Below are 17,284 nucleotides of genomic sequence, written 5' to 3'. Positions count from 1 at the left end.
GCGACGCGGACCTCAGCGGGTCGCGGGCATGGTGGCGAACTCGCCGGCTAGCTCGGACTCGACGATCGCCGTGGCGGACGGCCGGCGACCGGCCGACGCCCGCCGGGCGGACGGGACGGCGAGGGCCGCGAGCGCGGCGGCGAGGGCGATCGCCGTGAGGAGGAGAAATCCGGCGGTGAAGCCCGCCTCCCGGGGCAGGCCGCTGGCCTGCGGGTGGGCGGTGATCACGCCGCTGACCACGGCCGCGCCGATCGCGCCGCCGATGGTACGGATGTTGGCGTTCATGCCGGTCGCCACGCCGGTCTGGCTGGCCGGCACGCTGGCGACGATGAGGTTGGCCATCGACGCGAAGGCCAGGCCGATGCCGAGGCCGACCAGGCCACCGGCGACGGCGACCTCCCAGCGGGTGTCGTGCGCGGCGGCGAGCATCGCGGACGCGGCCACGTTGAACGCCGCGCCGGTGGCGAGCTGCGCCTTGGCGCTGAACACGGCCTGGAGCCGGCCGGCGAGGATGCCCGCGACGAACATCGCGACCAGCATCGGCAGCATGAGCAGGCCGGCCTGGCTGATGCTGGCGCCGAAGCCGTAACCGGCCGCGGTCGGGGTCTGCACGAACTGGGGCAGGAACGCGTACACGGAGAACATCGATCCGCCGTAGAGCAGGGCGACCAGGTTGGTGGTCCAGACGCCGGGCAGACGCATCATCCGCATGTCGATCAGCGGGTTGGTCGAGCGCAGCTCGGCGATCAGCCAGCCGACCAGCAGCACCACGGCGAGCGCCAGCAGGCCGAGCACGCGGGTGCTGGTCCAGCCCCAGGCCGCGCCCTGGCTGATGGGCAGGAGCAGCGCGACCAGCCAGCCGGAGAGCAGCAGGGTGGCCCGCCAGTCGATGCGACCGGGGGTACGCACCGGGGACTCGGGGATGAACAGGTGCGCGGCGACGGCGGTCAGCCCCACCACGACCAGCGGGATCCAGAACAGCCACCGGTAGTCCAGCGCGGTGACGATCGGGCCGGCCAGTACGACGCCGAGGCCACCGCCGGCGGCGACGATCGCCGAGATGGCGGCGACGGCGCCGCCGACCCGGGCGGCGGGAAACTCGTCGCGGATGATGCCGAACGACAGCGGGAAGACCGCGCCGCCGATGCCCTGGACGACCCGGGCGATGATGAGCACGCCGATGTTCGGCGCGATGGCGGCCACCAGGCAGCCGAGGGCGAGGGCGGCGAGCGAGACGACGAGCATCCGCTCCTTGCCGACCATGTCGCCGACCCGCCCGAGGATCGGCGTGAAGATCGACGCCGAGAGCAGGTAGGCGGTCAGGACCCAGGTCACGGTGTTCTGGGAGGTGTGCAGGTCCTGCTGGATGGTCGGCAGCACCGGGGTGATCAACGACTGGAGCATCGCGAAGAATCCGGCGCCGGCCGCGAGCACGGTGAAGGTGAGCCGACGCGAGCTGCGTCGGGAGGTCACTGCCACGAGAGAAACTCCTGAAATGGTACGGAAGGAGACGTGTGTCACCCGTCGTCGGCGGCGGGCAGGTTGTCGGGTCCGGGCGATCGGGTGGCCAGGCGGATCGGGCGGGTCCCGAGGTAAGCTATCCGGAGGCAGGCCTCCGGGAGTTCCGGAGGGGTGCCTCCACTAAGCTAGCGGAGGGTTGCCTCCGGATGCAACCAGGACGAGGTGACGCACGTCATGACCAGCGCGGGGGTGCCCGAGGTTTTCGCGCAGCGGCCCAAGCGGGCCGACGCGCGGCGTAACTATGACGCCCTGATCGCCGCGGCACGTGACGCCTTCGCCGAGAACGGCGCGGCCGCCTCCCTGGAGGACGTGGCCCGCCGAGCCGGGGTGGGTATCGGCACCCTGTACCGCAACTTCCCGACCCGGCGGCACCTCTTCGAGGCCGTCTACGTCGAGGAGGTGCGGGCGCTGAGCCGCTCCGCCGAGGATCTGGCCGAACTGCCCCCGTGGGACGCCCTCGTCGCCTGGCTGCACCGCTTCGTCGCGTACGTCGCCACGAAGCGCGCGCTCGCCGAGCAGTTGCTGCACGACTCGGAGATCTTCGGGACCTGCCGGACGGAGATCTACGCCGCCGGCGAGCCGCTCATGAGTCGTGCCCAGGCCGCCGGCGTGGTCCGCGACGACATCGGTTTCGACGACGTGGTGCGCCTGATCAGCGGGTTGACCATGGCCCAGTTCCCGTCGCCGGAGCAGCGCGACCGTGTCCTCGGTGTCGCCCTCGACGGGTTGCGCCCGACAGCCGCCACCCGCTGACGACGCTCACTCGTCGACCAGCACCAGCCACTCGTCGTCCAGGCGTCTGACCGTCGTGCCCGCCGGCCACCGATGGTCGGGATCGACGACCGCCCGGGCCTGCTCCACCTGGGGTGGTCGGCTGAACTGCGTGTCCCGGAAGCTGGCCATGCCGTGGAACCGGGCCCGGCCGAAGTTCGCGGCGTCGGTGAAGCGGGCCCGATCGAACAGCGCCTCCGCGCCGAAGGTCGTCCAGCGGAACAGCGCCATGTGGGCGAAGCGGGCGGAGTGGAAAGCGGCCGGTCCGGCGAACCTGGTGTGCTCCATCGACAGGGCGCCGTCGAAGACCGCCTCCTGGAAGGTGGCGGCCTCCTCGAACCGGGTCGCGTCGAAGCTGGTCGGCTGCCCGAACGTCACCCGGCGGAACGAGGTCGGCCCGGCGAAGTGGGACCGCCGGCAGGACAGACCGTCGGTGAACGTGGCCCCGTCGAAGCTGGCGGGGCCGTGGACGTGGATGTCGTCCAGCACGATCTCGCCGTCGGTCGTGACGTTGTCGAACACCAGGTCGCCGAATCGCGCCGCGCCGAGCAGCAGCCGCCCCCGCGTCGTCGCGCCCGCGAAGCTGGTCGCGCCGGTGAACGCCGCCCCGGTGAAGGTCGCGTCGACGAGCGTGCAGCCCTCGGCGTCGAAGTCGACGAGCGCGGCGCCGGTCAGGTCCAGCGTCACGCCCGGCCAGTACGCCGTCTCGTCCTGGGCGCGCAGGTGCCGGGTCAGGACCCGCTGCGCGGTGCGTCGGACCTCCGTCTCGCGCGGTTCGTCGTCCGGCGGGGACATCCGCAGGTACGCGCAGAGCACCGCCACGATCGTCGACCGCTGGGACGGATTGTCCTGCCCGAGACGCTCCAGCGCGTGCAGCCCGCCGAGGCGTACCGCCGCGCTGTCGTTGCCGAGCAGCTCGACCGCCCGGGTGTAGAGCTCGGTGAGCCGGCGTTCGGCCGCGTCGTGCTCGGCGGCGGCGGACTGTCGGTCCTGCTGGCGCTGCGCGGCCTCGGTCACCGACTCGGCGTGTGCCTGCACCCGGTCCCGGTGGGCCTGGTCGCGGGCGGCGACGGCCTCCTGGTGGCGCTGGGCCCGCTCGGCGATCCACTGCCGGCGGGCGGCCAGCAGCAGGGCCAGCCCGCCGCCCGTGCCCGCCACCACGGTCAGGCCGGTGCGGATCGCGTCGATGCGCAGCGTGGCCCGTGTGTCGGGCTGAACGGCCCGGTCGGCCTCGGTGAGCAGCAACCCGAGCACCAGCCAGCCCAGGGCGGCGGCGAGCAGCAGGCCGACCAGCACCAGCCACCACGGCATCACCCGCAACTGACGCTCGGGAGGTTCGTCGGCGGCCACGGCCACAGCATGCCATCGGTCGTCGCGACGCGGGGGCGTGCAGGTGCTGCCGGTGTCCGGTGTGGAGCGTGACCGGTTTGCCGGTTTGCGCCGTCGGCGGGACAACGGGTTACCGGCGCGTAACAAGTCATTGACGTTGCCGAATTGTTGCGGGCATCATCGTCGCACGGTCGACCGGACACCCCCACCCATCTGCCCGGATCGTCGGGCGCCTCCCCCCGGAGGTGCAGCCATGCTGCTCCGAAAGACCGTCCTCGTCGTGTCCCTGGCCACCGCCGCGCTTCTCGCCTCGGCGGGAACCGCGACCGCCGCCCCCGTCGCCCCGGCCTCGACCACCGCCGCCGCCGCCAACCCGGTCATCGTGGTCGGCGGGCTCAGCGGCGTCGCCGTCGCGTACGAACCGATCGCCGCCCGGCTGCGCGCCGACGGCTACCGCACCTTCGTCTACCAGCTACCCGGGTTGGGCCTCGGCGACATACCCGCCTCGGCACGCGCGTTCGCCGGGTACGTCGAGCAGGTACGCGCCAGCACCGGCGCGGCGAGCGTCGACGTCGTCGCCCACTCCGAAGGCGGCCTGGTCAGCCGCTACTACCTCAAGCGACTCGGCGGCACCGCCACCATCGGCCGGTACGTCAGCCTGGGCACACCCCAGTACGGCACGTACGTCGCCAACATCGTGGCGTTCCTCGGCCTCGGTAGCTGTGCCGGCATCGTCGCCTGCCAGCAGATGACCATCGGTTCGGCGTTCCTCGCCGACCTCAACTCCGGCGACGACACCCCCGGCTCGGTGCGCTACACCACCATCCGCACACTCCAGGACGAACTGGTCCGGCCGACCGGCAACGCCGCCGTCAACGACGGCGCGACGAACGTGCTCATCCAGGCGTACTGCCCGCTGCGGGTGGTGGGGCACCTCGGCCTGGTGCTCGACGGAACGGCGTACACCATCGTGCGCGGCGCCCTGGTCGACGGCCCGGTGCGACCCAACTGCCTCGCGGTGTGACCGCCGGCGGCGCGGTGGTCCCGTGGGGACCGCCGCGCCGCGCCCGCGACGGCGACTGTCGGGTCCGTGACGATCCTGGGAAACGGTGTGGCAGACATCAGACGTCCTCGATAACCTGCTCCGGCCGTCCACTCCCGACAGTGGACGCCATCCGTCGAGAGGGAGCAGCAGGCATGACCGAGCCGCAGCGTGTGCCACCGGAGAGCACACCGCCGACAGTGCCGCAGCTCGACGTCCGGGCCGCCGAACCCCCGGCCGCCGACGCGCCACCGCCCACCGGCGGGTTCGCGGACCGGCCACCGGGTTACCCGAACGCCCTCATCTGGCTGCGCGCCGGGATCCTGCGGGACTGGCGGGGCGTGCTCGGCGCGTTCGTCGCCACCTGGTTCTACCTGCCGATCGCGCTGCTCCTGGCGTTCTGGGGTGGCCTCAGCTTCGCCGCGTTCGGCCTCTTCGCCGGCGGCTCCGGCGCGGACGACCAGATCCCCACGGCGCTGCGTGACGCGCCCCTGATCGGGCCGCTGCTGGACGCGTTCCTCAGCCGCTCCGGCGGGATGCTGGGCGGCGTGGCCGGGTTCGTGGTCGGTTTCCTCGCCGGTTTCCTCGCCGTGCTGGTGCTGCCCTGGCTGGCCGTCGTGGACGAGCCTCTCGCGCTGCTCACCGGCCTGATCGGCACGGTCGTCGCGGCGGCGCTGATCGGCGTCGTCTACACGCTCTACCGGGTGCTGCTCGAACCGAGCCTGCTGGTGGTGTCCGGCGCGCGCCAGCCCAGCCGCCGAGAGAACGCGCGACTGCGTCCGCTGCTGGACGACTGCGCGCGACGCCTCGGCCTGCCCAGCGTGCCCCGGCTGCTGATGGAGGACGACCCGGTCCTGAGCAACGCCCGCACGTACGCCCGGCACGTGGTGGTCACCACCGCCGTGCTCGGCGAGCCGGACGACGAGGTCGCGGCGCTGCTCAGCCACGAGCTGGTGCACTGGCGTACGGGGGACGAGATCACCAGCGCCTTCGTCCGCGGCGTCGGCCTGCCGCTCACCCTCGCCCACGCACTGCCCACCTGGCTGATGCGGACGTTCCCGCACCCGGCCACCAACTTCGTGGTGTTCCTGTTCTTCTGGCCGGTGCTGCTCACCATGCGGTACGTGGTGCTGCCCCTGCACGCCCGCGACGTACGGGCCGCCGAGTACCGGGCCGATCTCGGCGCGGTGCTGACCGGGCACGTCGACGGCCTCCGGCGCATCCTGGAGCGGCGGCTCTCCTTCGAGACCGGGCGCAGCGGCTGGGACGAGGCGGTCTGCGCCACCCACCCGCCGCACGAGCTGCGGCTCGACGCGCTGGAGCGCGCGTCGGTGGCGGGGGCGGCCGTCCAGTCCGGCGTACCCGCCGACGCCGCCGCGTCGGTCACCGCCGAACGGCTGTTCGGCCACAGCGGCCCGGTCGGCACCCGCCGCACCTGGCTGCTGGTCGGCGTTCTCGCCCTCGTCGCGTGCCTCGGCGCCGGCGGGCTGAGCGTGATCCAGTGGGCGTTCTTCCGGCCCCAGGCGACGGTCGACGGATTCTTCTCCGCGCTCGCCGACCGGGACAGCGAGGCCGCGCTCGACCACCTCGCCGACTCCGGCGACGGCACCGACCACAGGCTGCTCGCCCAGCTGCTGCGCGGCAAGGGCTACCAGCCACCGACCGACGTCGAGGTCACCTCCCTGGAGCGGGACGACGACACGGCCACCGCCACGGTGGCGTACCGGCTGGGTGACGCGCGGCAGACCGCCATCCTCACCCTGCGCCGCGAGGAGGAGACCACCGCCGGTCTGTTCCACGGCTGGCGGTTGGCCGGTGGGCCGATCCCGCTCAACTCGTCGATCGCCGAGCCGGGCGTACGCCTCAACGGGGTGGAGCTGCCCGTCGCCACCGAGGGTCCGCCGCTGGTGCTGCTGCCCGGCCTGTACACGGCGACCGGCCCGTCCAGCGCGCTGAGCGAGACGCCCGCCGAGTCCCTGCTGGTCGGCCCGGGGGAGACCTCGGCGATCCTGGAACTGGCCCCGGTGCTCAAGCCGACGGCGGTCGAGGCCGTGCAGAGCCGGGTACGCGTCTGGTTGGACGAGTGCGCCAAGCAGACGGTCGCCGCCCCGCCGGGCTGCCCGTTCCGCTACTACGGCGGCGCGGCGCAGAAGGTCACCTGGAAGATCCTGGAGTACCCGAAGGTCGCCGTCGAGTTGACCGGCCCGAGCACCGCCCGGGTGTCGACGCCGGTCGAGGGGCAGGGCCGGGTGCAGGTCAGCGGCACCACCACGTACTTCGGCACCAGCTCACCGTTCAGCGACGACAGCACGCTGACCGTCGCGGGTCTCGCCGCCGCCGACGGGGACGCCGTCACCTTCCAACCCGCCTCCGACTGACCGGGAGACCCACCGTGACCGACAGCGACACCGCTGCCCGGCTGCCCGTCCGGCTGACCATCAACCCCCGGCAACGGCAGCCCGCGGCGGTCGACCTGCTGACCTGGATCCACCGCCGCCCGGAGTACCGGCCGGTGGTCCGGGCGGCCGGCGGTGGCGGGGGACGACCCGGCTTCAGCGATGCCGTGATCATCGCGGTGCTGGCGCAGGGGTTGCTGCCGGGGCTGTTCAACCTGTTGCAGTCCTGGGTGGACCAGCAGCGCACCGAGGCGAGCATCCGGATCCAGTCCGGGGACACCGAGGTGGAGTTGCAGGTCAGCGGGCGCACGGACTCGGCGCGCCTGCTGGCCCAGGCCACCGAGGCGCTGCGCGCCGCGCGCGAGACCGGTCCGGACGCCGCCGACTGAGTCAGCGGCGTCCGGGCCGGCGCGGTCAGCTCGCCTTGGCCAGCGCCTCGAACTCGTCGTCGGTGAGCCGTACGTCGGCGGCGCCCACGTTCTCCTCCAGGTGCGCCACCGACGACGTGCCCGGGATCGGCAGCATCACCGGCGACCGACGCAGCAACCAGGCCAACGCGAGCTGCGCGGGCGTCGCGCCGTGCGCGTTGGAGATCGCGTCCAGTGGGCCGCCCGGTCGGGCCAGCTCCCCGGTGGCGATCGGGAACCACGGAATGAACGCCAGGTCGTTGCGCTCGCAGTAGTCCAGTACGTCCTCGGCGCTGCGGTTGGCGAGGTTGTACAGGTTCTGCACGGAGACGATGTCGGTGATCGCCCGCGACTGCTCGATCTGCTCGACGCTGACCTCGGACAGCCCGATGTGCTGGATCTTGCCCTCCTGCCGCAGCAGCGCCAGCTCGCCGAGCTGGTCGGCGAGCGGGACCAGGGGGTCGATCCGGTGCAACTGGTACAGCGGGATGCTGTCCAGGCCCAGGTGACGCAGGCTCAGCTCGCACTGCTGACGCAGGTACTCCGGGCGGCCCAGCGCACGCCAGTCGCCCGGGCCGGACCGACTCAGGCCGGCCTTGGTCGCGATCACCAGGTCGTCGGCGTACGGGTGCAGAGCCTCGCGGATCAGCAGCTCGGACACGAACGGCCCGTACGAGTCGGCGGTGTCGATGAACGTCACGCCCAGCTCGACCGCTCGACGCAGCACCCGTACCGCCTCGGCCGGGTCCTTCGGATCGCCCCACACGCCCGGGCCGGTGATCTGCATCGCTCCGTAGCCGAGGCGGTTGACCGTGACGTCACCCCCGATCCGGTACGTGCCGGACGCCTTCGCGGGCTGCTTACTGATATCGGTCGCCATACGCACATCCTTCATCGTCGTGGCCGTGGCGGAGGCAGGACGACAATCCACCACCTCGTGATCGTCCCCCGGGATCCGCCCGTCATGCCGCGGCCCGCCCGATTGTGCGCCGGGACACGGCTGGCGCTCTCCGTATCCGGTCTGCTACGCCTGATCCGAGTCGGCGCGGCCGGCGGGGGAGGCACGATGTGGCGACGGTTCAAACCCGACCCGGTGGGCCGGTTGCGGGAGCGCCTGGACCGCTTCGCGGCCACCGCCGACCGGCGGGCGGTCCTCGACTCCGGCGCGATCCGTGACGCGGAGGCCGTCATGGACCTGGTGACAGCCACGCCCACGGACGGGCCGCTGCCCGAGCGGGTGGTCGAGGGCATGTCCCTGCTGGCCGGCCTGCACTGGTACCGCTACCAACTGCTGCCCTCGGGCGAGGACGCCGACGACCTCGACCAGGCGCTGCGGCTCACCGAGTTCCTGCTGCGCTTCGCGCCGGAACGGGTACCGCCGCCCCTGCTGGCGTTGCTGCGCTCGCGGCACGCTCCCGGGCCGGCGGGAACGCCGGCGCGCCCCCGGCCCACCCGCCCGGCCGCCACCCGCTCCGGCGACAACGCTGCCAACGCCCGGTACGTCGAGGCCGTCCTCCTGATGGCCGCCGCCGAGACCAACCGCGACTACCGGGCCGCCGACCAGGCCGAGGCGCTGCTTCGCCAGGCGCTGGCCGACACGCCCGCCGGTGCGCCGGAGCGCCTGCACTACCTGTCCGCCCTCGGCAAGGTCCACCGCGACCAGTTCCAGCACCTCGGCCGACGACGGGCCCTGGCGGGGGCCGTCGCAGCGCACCGGGAGAGCCTGGAGGCGACCGCCGCCGGCGACCCGGAGCGTCCCGTACGGCTGTTCAACCTCGGCAACGTCCTGGGCGACACGTACGACGTCGACCGCGACGCCGCCGCGCTGGACGAGGCGATCACCGCGCTGCGGGACGCGGTCCGGGTCGCCGCGCCGGGCACACCGGTGCGCACGATGGCGCGGATGAACCTCGGCCAACGGCTGCGTGACCGGTGGCGGCTGCACCGGCGCCCCGGCGACCTCGACGAGGCCGTCGACGCCTTGGCGGCCGCCCGGGAGAGCGCCGATCCCCGGGTCGCGGCGCTGCACGGCGCCGCGCTCGCCGAGCGGTTCGCGCGCGATCGGACGCCCGCCGACCGGGACGCCGCCATCGAGGCGTACCGGTCGGCGTTGACCGGGTTCGGTGGCCTCGACCCGGAGTTGGCCGGCACCGCCCGGTTCGGGCTCGCCACCCTGCTCGCCGAGCGGCACCACAGCGCCGCCGACCCGGCCGACCTCGACGCGGCGATCGACGCGTACCGGGCCGCCACCGGGTCCGGGTCGACGCCCGACGGGACGGACGGCGACGACCTGCGCCACATCGCGGCCGGTCTGCTGGTCAGCCGGTACGAGCGGCGGCGGCGGGCCGACGACATCACCGAGGCGGTACGGGTGCTGCGCGCCGGCGTGGCCTCCGCCCGGGACCCGGTCCAACGGGCGTACCGGCTCGCCGATCTCGGTCACGCGCTCGCCCTGGGCCACGCCGACCTCGGCGGGGTGAGCGCGCTGCGCGCCGGCCGCGACGCGCTGACCGAGGCGGAACGGCTGCTGCCCCGGACCGACCCGCTGCGACCGCACGTCCTCAACAACCTCGGCAACACCCTGCGCGAACTCTCCGACCTGGCCGGCGAGCCGGCGCTGCTGGAACCGGCCGCGGTCGCCCTGAGGTCGGCCGTGGCCACCGCCGCGCCGGACGACGCGTCCCTGCCCCGCTACCGCTCCAACCTGGGCCTCGTGCTGCAGGCCCTGTTCGCCTCGACCCAGGACCTGGCGACCCTGACCGAGGCGATCCAGGTGCTGGCCCAGGTGACCGACACGACGCCGCCCGGGCACCCGGACCGCCTGCCGGCGTTGACCAACCACGGCTCCGCGCTGAACCGCCGGGTCGAGCTCTTCCTCGACGGCACGCTCCCCGCCGACGGTCGGACCGCCGACCAGGTCGCGGCCGGTATCGCCCGGGACTCCGACACCGCCGTGGCCGCTCTGCGCGAGGCCGCCGAGCTGGCCGAACAGGAGGCCGACCCCACCGAGTACGCCCAGACGGTCGGCACCCACGCGCTGGCCCACCTGCTGCGGCATCGCCTCAACGGCGACCTGTCGGCGCTGGACGAGGCGGTCCGGCTGCTCGATCGGCTGAGCCGAGTGCCATCGGCCGGCGCGGACCGGCACCGGATCCTCACCAACCTCGGCAACGCTCTCCTGCTGCGCCACCAGGCCGGCCACGCCGATGCCGACGCCACCGCCATGCTGGCCGCCTACCGGGGGGCGGTCGACGAGCTGAGCCCCGAGCATCCCGCCCGCACCATGTGCCTGAGCAACCTGGCCACCGCCCTCGAGCGGGTCGCCGAGACCGGCGCGGGTGACTCCGGCGCGGTGGCCGAGGCGACCTCCGCGCTGCGCGCCGCCGCGCACGTCGAGTCCGCGCCGTCGCTGCTGCGGGCGACAGCCGCCCGGCGGTACGCGTCCCACGCCGCCCAGGCGGGCGACCTGCCGGCCGCGCTCGACGGGTACACCACCGCCATCGAGCTGATCGACCTGGTGGCCTGGCACGGCATGGACCCCGACGACCAGACCCGCCTGCTCGGGCGCTTCCCCGGACTGGCCAGCGACGCCGCGGCGGTCGCCATCGCCCTGGACCGCCCGGAGCGCGCGGTCGAGCTGCTCGAATACGGCCGGGGAGTTCTGCTCACGCGAGCTCACGACGCGGGCGCGGACCTCGCCGCGCTCCGCGCGCAGGCGCCCCGCCTCGCCGACCGCCTCGCCGACCTGCAAGCCGCCCTCGACCACTTCCCGACGCGCTCGCCCGGGGCCGTCTCGCCGGACGGGTGGGGCCGTGGCGGGTCGGACGCCGGGACCGGAGCGACGCCGGAGCAGCGGTACGACCTCGCCACCCGCCGCCGGCACCTGCTGGCCGAGATCCGCGACCGGCCCGGTCTCGCCGACTTCCTCCGCCCGCCACCCTTCGACGAACTGGCCCGGGCCGCCGTCGGGGGCCCGGTGGTGCTGGTGAACGTCGCCGACCGGCGCTGCGACGCGCTGGTCGTCGCCGACGGTCGGGTCACCGTGGTGCCGCTGCCGGAGCTGACCCTGGCCGAGCTGATCGTCCGGACGTCGGGCTTCCTGAGCGCGATCGCGGTGCTCACCGGTCCCTCGGCGGCGGACGTCCCCCCGCCGCAGGTACGGCGTCGGCACGCGGTGGCCCGCGCCGAGATCGTCCAGATCCTGGACTGGCTGTGGCGCGTCATCGCCGTACCCGTCCTCGATGTGGCTCTGCCGACCCCGACCTCCGCCGACGCCGAGCCGGCGGTCGGCGGCTGGCCCCGGCTGTGGTGGTGCCCCACGGGCGTGCTCACCCTGCTGCCGCTGCACGCGGCCGGCCCGCCCGACGGCGACGGGGTGCTCGACCGGGTGACGCCGTCCTACACGGCCTCGCTACGGGCGCTGACACACGCCCGCCGGGGCGGCCCGACACCTCCCGGGCCGGTCGACGCGGCGCTGTTCGTCGGCATGCCGCAGACCTCCGGCCTGGCCGACCTCCCCGGTGTCCCGCGCGAGGAGAAGGTCGTCCGGCGGCACCTAGGCCGGGTGCGTTCCCTCATCGGCCCGGTCGCCAGCCCGGCGGCGGTGCTCGACGCCCTGCCCGAGCAGCCCGTCGCGCACCTGTCCTGCCACGGCACGCAGGATCTGCGCTTCCCGACCCGGGGACGCCTCGAGCTGGCCGGCGGCGCGCTGAGCGTCCGCGACCTGTGGCGTCCGGCGGGGCGTCCGGCCGCGCTGGCCGTCCTCTCCGCCTGCGAGACCGTACGCGGTGGGGCGGCCCTGCCCGACGAGGCGCTCACCCTCGGCACGGCCTTCCAACTGGCCGGCTTCCGGCACGTCATCGGCGCGTTGTGGTCCATCTCGGACGCGCTGACGGTGCGGCTCTGCGCCGAGCTGTACGACGGGTTGGCGGTCGGCGCAGGGATCGCTCCGGAGAGCGCGGCCGTGGCCCTGCACTCGGCCGTCCGCCGCCTGCGCGCCGCCCTGCCCGACCACCCGGACACCTGGGCCGGCTACGCCCACCTCGGCCCCTGACGGCCGCGCACACCCCGGCGGGATCAGCGGCCGGGGGCGTACCAGGTCACGCCGACGGCCGCGACCAGCAGCGCGGTGCACAGCAGCACCAGCACCACCCCGGTGCGCAGGGATCGGACCGCCGCCATGGCCTCCTGGTGGTCACCGAGTGGGGCCGGCGGGAGAGCCGCCACCGGGGTCACCGTCAGCGGACCGTGTGCCGCGCGGAGCAGCGCGAGCGCTCCGGCCGCGCCCGCGGCCAGCGCGGCGAGCAGCAGCAACCCGACCAGCGCGCCCCAACCCGCCGCGAGCGTGGTCACGTCGGAGCGGCCCCGGATCAGGCTGAACCCGACCAACGCCACCAGCAGGCCACCCAGGCCGTTGCGCCAGGCCAGCGCCGCCGCGCGTACGCGCTCCAGCTCGCCGCGCAGCAGCCCGGCGAGCTGCTGCGCGCGGCGCAGGTCGGCGACGGTCGCGGGCGGGCCGGGACGGAGACGGATCATGCCCCGACCTCCAGCCACAGCGTCCAGTACGCCCCGCAGCCCCGCAGCCCGGCGGGGCACCCCGGGTGCTCGACCTCGCACTCGCACAGCAGCGTCCGGTAGCCCGGGTCGGGGGTCGCGGCGTCCTTGCGGTAGACCGTGTCGACGAGCGTGGTGGCGCTCGTGTGGCCGCAGCGCGGACAGCGCCCGCTCAGCACCACCGCGAACTCGAACTCCTGGGCCCGGAAGTCCGCCGCGGCCCGCGTGGCGTACGCCTCGTCGGTCACCTCGGCGTACGGCAGTGGGCTCGGCGTCGGCCCGTCGTCACTCATCCCGACCTCCCGCCACCGACACCTGGACCGTCCACCGTAGCCGGTGACCACACCGGCGTACGCCCACGTGCCGTGTCCGCGTGCCGTCCGTCCCGGGGGAGTTGCGCGGAGCGACAGGTACCGCCCCTTGCGGCGTGCGAGGCTGAGCGCGTGCCGGTGACGCCGGCTCGGGCGGCCGGCGTCGAGCGTGCCGGCGCGACGGCGGAGGGAGGATCATGCCGCAGGTGCCGCAGGTCGACTTCGCGCTCGACACGTACGAGTGCATCGTGATCTATCCCGGCGCGGCCGGACGAGCCCTGCCCCCGGAGACCGTGCAGCGGTTGCAGGCCGAGCACGCCGAGCACATGCGGGCGCTGCAACGCGGCGGGATCATCCTGGTCGCCGGCTCGGTGGACGGCCCGGCCCGTACGCCGGAGCCGCCGATCGGCTTCGGGTTGGCCCGCACCGGCAGCGTCGAGGACGTGCGCAGCGTGTTGGAGGCCGACCCGGCGGTGCAGGCCGGCCTCTACCGGGTGGACGTGTTGACCTTCCTCTGCCCGGCCGGCTCACTGGAGTTCCCGCTGGTCAAGGCCAGCGGCTGACCGTCGGTTTCAGAGACGGGTGTCGTGCCGGTGACGGCGTCGGGGCCGGCGCCGGTGTTACCGTCGCGCGGACGGCGTGGACCGGTCGTCCGCGTCCGGCCAGGCGGCGCACGACCCGCGTGACCTGCTCACCGCCGTGCCCGCTCGACCCGTCCCCGGGGTGTCGGAGAGGGCCGTCGCCGGGAGCGGCCCGACACCGGCTCCGCGCGGAGGCGTACGATTCCCGGCGCGCGGTCGCCGTTGCCCGTCGCCACAACGTTCCGGTGCGCTTGCGCCCGCCGGCCCGACGCGTGCCACGCGTCGTTGGACACCTGTTCCACTGCCTGCAAGGGGTCGGCCCCGAGTCCGACCCGAAGGAGAGACTAGCCTGATGGGCGTGACACGCCGCGCGAAGATCGTCTGCACTCTTGGTCCCGCCACCTCGTCGCCGGAGCGCATCCGGGGCCTCGTCGAGGCCGGTATGAACGTGGCGAGGCTCAACTTCAGCCACGGCAGCCACGCCGACCACGAGGCCGTCTACCGACTGGTCCGGGAGGCGTCGGAGGCAGCAGGAAAGCCCGTCGCCGTCCTCGCCGACCTTCAGGGCCCCAAGATCCGGCTCGGCAAGTTCGCCGACGGCCCGCACGAGTGGCGCACCGGCGACTCGGTCGTGATCACCGGCGACGACATCCTCGGCACCAAGGAGCGGGTCTCCTGCACCTACACCAAGCTGCCGCACGAGGTGAAGCCCGGCGACCGGCTGCTGATCGACGACGGTCGGGTCGCCGTCGAGGTCACCGACGTCACCGGCAACGACATCCGCTGCCTGGTCACCGAGGGCGGCCCGGTCTCCAACAACAAGGGCGTCTCGCTGCCCAACGTGGCCGTCAGCGTGCCCGCCATGTCGGACAAGGACGCCGAGGACCTGCGTTTCTCCCTGGGGCTCGGCGTCGACCTGGTGGCCCTCTCCTTCGTCCGCTCGGCCGAGGACATCAAGCTCGTGCACGGCATCATGGCCGAGGAGGGCGTGTTCCGGCCGGTGCTGGCCAAGGTCGAGAAGCCGGAGGCCGTGGAGCACCTCGAGGCCATCGTGCTGGCCTTCGACGGCGTGATGGTCGCCCGTGGCGACCTCGGTGTCGAGATGCCGTTGGACGAGGTCCCGCTGGTGCAGAAGCGCGCCGTGCAGCTCTGCCGGGAGAACGCCAAGCCGGTCATCGTGGCCACCCAGATGCTCGACTCCATGATCGAGAACTCCCGCCCCACCCGCGCGGAGGCCTCCGACGTCGCCAACGCGGTGCTCGACGGCGCGGACGCGGTCATGCTGTCCGGCGAGACCAGCGTCGGCAAGTATCCGGTGCTCACCGTCAGCACCATGGCCAAGATCGTGACGACCACCGAAGCCGGTTCCATCGGGGTGCCGCGCCTGCAGCACGACCCGCGTACCCACGGTGGCGCCCTCACCGTGGCCGCCTCGTCGATCGCCCGGGCCATCAACGCCAAGGCGCTCGTCGCGTTCTCGCAGACCGGTGACACCGTGCGACGGCTGTCCCGCCTGCACTGCGACCTGCCGCTGCTGGCCTTCACGCCGGTTCCCGAGGTGCGCGACCAGCTCGCCCTCACCTGGGGCGTGGAGACCTTCCTCATGCCGTTCGTGCAGCACACCGACGACATGTTCCGTCAGGTCGACCAGGCGCTGCTCGGCCTCGACCGGGCCAACCCCGGTGACTACGTGGTGATCGTCGCGGGCAGCCCGCCCGGCACCCCCGGCTCGACCAACACGCTGCGCGTGCACCAGCTCGGTTCGCTGGTCGACGCGGCGTCGGCGCGGGCGCTGCAGTGAGCGACGGTCGGGTCGCGGTCGGCCAGGCAGCGGTCGACCAGCTGCTGGAGGTACTGGACCTCGACCCGACCGGGGAGATGACCTTCCGGGGGATGAGCCCCCCGGTCGGTCCCCAACGGGTGTACGGCGGCCAGGTAGCCGGTCAGGCCCTGGTCGCCGCCGGCCGCACGGTGGACCCGGAGCGCTTCGTGCACTCGCTGCACGGCTACTTCGTCCGCCCCGGCGACCCCGCCGAGCCGATCGAGTACCAGGTGGAGAACATCCGCGACGGCCGCTCGTTCTCGGTGCGCCGCTCGGTCGCCCTCCAGCACGACAAGCCGATCTTCTTCATGTCGGCGTCGTTCCAGCGGGCCGAGGAGGGGTTGGACCACCAGGCCCCGGCCCCGCTGGACGTGCCGCCGCCGCAGGACGTGCCGACGATGTCCGACCGGCTCTCCCGCTATCCGGAGCGCCTGGGCATCTGGGGGCAGATCCCCCGCCCGATCGACGTGCGCTATCTGGGGGAGCCCGGCTGGGTCCGCCCCGGCGACCGGCCCGCGGACCCGCACCAGCGGGTCTGGATGCGCATCGACGGCAAGCTGCCCGACGACCCGCTGCTGCACGCGTGCGCCCTCACCTACGCCTCGGACCTCACCCTGCTGGACTCGGTGCTCTCGGTGCACGGCGAGGTGTGGGGGCCGGGCGGCGTGGTCGGCGCGAGCCTGGACCATGCGCTGTGGTTCCATCGGCCGTTCCGCGCCGACGAGTGGTTCCTCTACGACTGCTGGAGCCCGTCGGCGTCCGGCGCGCGAGGGCTGGCGACCGGCCGGATGTTCACCACGGACGGCCGGCAGATCGCCAGCGCCGTCCAGGAGGGTCTGCTGCGCCGCGTCGGCGCCTGACCCCCGACCGGTCACGCCTGGTGGATGGCCTCGCCGGCGATCTCGATCTGCACGGTCCTGCCGACGAGGACGCCGCCGCTCTCCAACGCGACGTTCCAGAGCAGGCCGTAGTCCTCCCGGTTGATCTCGGCGGTCGCGCTGAATCCGAAGATGTTCTGCCCGTACGGATCACGCCGCGCGCCGCCGAAATTCACCTGTAGGTTCACCGCGCGGGTGATCCCCTTCACCGTCAACTCGCCAGCGAGCACAAAACGATTGGGCTCGGACGGCGGCGGGGGATTGTGACTTCTGCCTCGTCCGCCGAGTCGGTGGTTGCGCAGACGTGCCCAGTAGAAAATCGGGTCGTCGTTGTTCTGCCACGTGATGCCCGTGCTTCGATATTCGAGAGTGGGATAACGCTCCACGTCGAGGAAGTCGGCGCTTTTCAGGTGGGTGTCCCGGTCGGCGCTCCCGGTGGAGATGCTCGCCGCCGCGATGGTGGCGCTCACCCCGGAGCGCAGCGGATCCTCCCCGACCGTGATCTCCGCGCTCGCCTCGGCGAACTCGCCACGCACCGGGCTCACCATCATGTGCCGGGACAGGAAACCGATCCGCTTGTGCGCCTGATCGAGGCGGTAGGTGCCGGCGATCGGGATGGTCATGCCATCCCAGGTGCGTGTGGCGACATCGGTCATGGTGTTGCCTTCCCCCC

14 protein-coding genes are annotated in these 17,284 nt (G+C 73.5%); 8 read left to right on the top strand and 6 right to left on the bottom strand.

Annotated features, from left to right (window positions below):
- Positions 1-12: 12 nt before the first annotated feature.
- Positions 13-1,479, bottom strand: coding sequence for an MFS transporter (locus ACQPZK_RS22235; RefSeq protein ID WP_433534846.1), 1,467 nt, complete (start codon positions 1,477-1,479; stop codon positions 13-15).
- A 216-nt stretch (positions 1,480-1,695) separates the two neighbouring features.
- Between ACQPZK_RS22235 and ACQPZK_RS22230 the strand changes: the two genes are divergently transcribed.
- Positions 1,696-2,274 (top strand): TetR/AcrR family transcriptional regulator, encoded by a 579-nt coding sequence (locus ACQPZK_RS22230; RefSeq protein WP_433534845.1) that lies wholly within the window; start codon positions 1,696-1,698, stop codon positions 2,272-2,274.
- Between the two features lie 6 nt (positions 2,275-2,280).
- On the opposite strand, the gene ACQPZK_RS22225 is transcribed toward ACQPZK_RS22230, so the two are convergent.
- Positions 2,281-3,642, bottom strand: coding sequence for a pentapeptide repeat-containing protein (locus ACQPZK_RS22225; RefSeq protein WP_433534844.1), 1,362 nt, complete (start codon positions 3,640-3,642; stop codon positions 2,281-2,283).
- 232 nt (positions 3,643-3,874) lie between these two features.
- Between ACQPZK_RS22225 and ACQPZK_RS22220 the strand changes: the two genes are divergently transcribed.
- The 3 genes from ACQPZK_RS22220 to ACQPZK_RS22210 all read left to right on the top strand — a co-directional run bounded on the left by ACQPZK_RS22220 (position 3,875) and on the right by ACQPZK_RS22210 (position 7,448).
- The gene (locus tag ACQPZK_RS22220) at positions 3,875-4,645 is read left to right on the top strand and encodes an esterase/lipase family protein (RefSeq protein WP_433534843.1); all 771 of its coding nucleotides are present in this window, start codon (positions 3,875-3,877) and stop codon (positions 4,643-4,645) included.
- A gap of 173 nt (positions 4,646-4,818) precedes the next feature.
- A complete protein-coding gene (locus ACQPZK_RS22215) occupies positions 4,819-7,041 on the top strand; it encodes a M48 family metalloprotease (RefSeq protein WP_433534842.1) in 2,223 nt (740 codons plus the stop codon).
- 14 nt (positions 7,042-7,055) lie between these two features.
- The gene (locus ACQPZK_RS22210; protein ID WP_433534841.1) at positions 7,056-7,448 is read left to right on the top strand and encodes an effector-associated constant component EACC1; all 393 of its coding nucleotides are present in this window, start codon (positions 7,056-7,058) and stop codon (positions 7,446-7,448) included.
- A gap of 25 nt (positions 7,449-7,473) precedes the next feature.
- Here the strand turns inward: ACQPZK_RS22210 and ACQPZK_RS22205 are convergent, their stop codons facing one another.
- On the bottom strand, positions 7,474-8,346 hold the full coding sequence (locus tag ACQPZK_RS22205) for an aldo/keto reductase (protein WP_433534840.1): 873 nt from the start codon (positions 8,344-8,346) through the stop codon (positions 7,474-7,476).
- A 186-nt stretch (positions 8,347-8,532) separates the two neighbouring features.
- Between ACQPZK_RS22205 and ACQPZK_RS22200 the strand changes: the two genes are divergently transcribed.
- Positions 8,533-12,519: a CHAT domain-containing protein gene (locus ACQPZK_RS22200; RefSeq protein WP_433534839.1), complete on the top strand. Its 3,987-nt coding sequence runs from the start codon at positions 8,533-8,535 to the stop codon at positions 12,517-12,519.
- A gap of 23 nt (positions 12,520-12,542) precedes the next feature.
- Here the strand turns inward: ACQPZK_RS22200 and ACQPZK_RS22195 are convergent, their stop codons facing one another.
- Positions 12,543-13,001 carry a hypothetical protein gene (locus tag ACQPZK_RS22195; RefSeq protein ID WP_433534838.1) on the bottom strand — a complete coding sequence of 153 codons (459 nt, stop codon included), beginning with the start codon at positions 12,999-13,001 and terminating at the stop codon, positions 12,543-12,545.
- Complete coding sequence (locus ACQPZK_RS22190; RefSeq protein ID WP_433534837.1) at positions 12,998-13,312, bottom strand: hypothetical protein; 315 nt, start codon at positions 13,310-13,312, stop codon at positions 12,998-13,000. The genes ACQPZK_RS22195 and ACQPZK_RS22190 overlap by 4 nt, the downstream gene beginning before the upstream one ends.
- Positions 13,313-13,527: 215 nt before the next feature.
- Here ACQPZK_RS22190 and ACQPZK_RS22185 point away from each other — a divergent pair, with 215 nt between their 5' ends.
- From ACQPZK_RS22185 to ACQPZK_RS22175, 3 genes are all read left to right on the top strand, one after another.
- Positions 13,528-13,893 carry a YciI family protein gene (locus ACQPZK_RS22185; protein WP_433534836.1) on the top strand — a complete coding sequence of 122 codons (366 nt, stop codon included), beginning with the start codon at positions 13,528-13,530 and terminating at the stop codon, positions 13,891-13,893.
- A gap of 370 nt (positions 13,894-14,263) precedes the next feature.
- The gene (pyk, locus tag ACQPZK_RS22180) at positions 14,264-15,712 is read left to right on the top strand and encodes a pyruvate kinase (RefSeq protein ID WP_433534835.1); all 1,449 of its coding nucleotides are present in this window, start codon (positions 14,264-14,266) and stop codon (positions 15,710-15,712) included.
- Entirely contained in the window at positions 15,709-16,593 is an 885-nt protein-coding gene (locus ACQPZK_RS22175; protein ID WP_433534834.1) for an acyl-CoA thioesterase, read from the top strand. The genes pyk and ACQPZK_RS22175 overlap by 4 nt, the downstream gene beginning before the upstream one ends.
- An 11-nt stretch (positions 16,594-16,604) precedes the next feature.
- On the opposite strand, the gene ACQPZK_RS22170 is transcribed toward ACQPZK_RS22175, so the two are convergent.
- The gene (locus ACQPZK_RS22170) at positions 16,605-17,234 is read right to left on the bottom strand and encodes a YceI family protein (RefSeq protein ID WP_433534833.1); all 630 of its coding nucleotides are present in this window, start codon (positions 17,232-17,234) and stop codon (positions 16,605-16,607) included.
- Between the last annotated feature and the right edge of the window lie 50 nt (positions 17,235-17,284).

It is taken from the genome of Micromonospora sp. CA-249363, from assembly GCF_050950185.1.
Classification (GTDB): domain Bacteria; phylum Actinomycetota; class Actinomycetes; order Mycobacteriales; family Micromonosporaceae; genus Micromonospora.
This window is presented reverse-complemented; position numbering and strand designations above follow the sequence as displayed.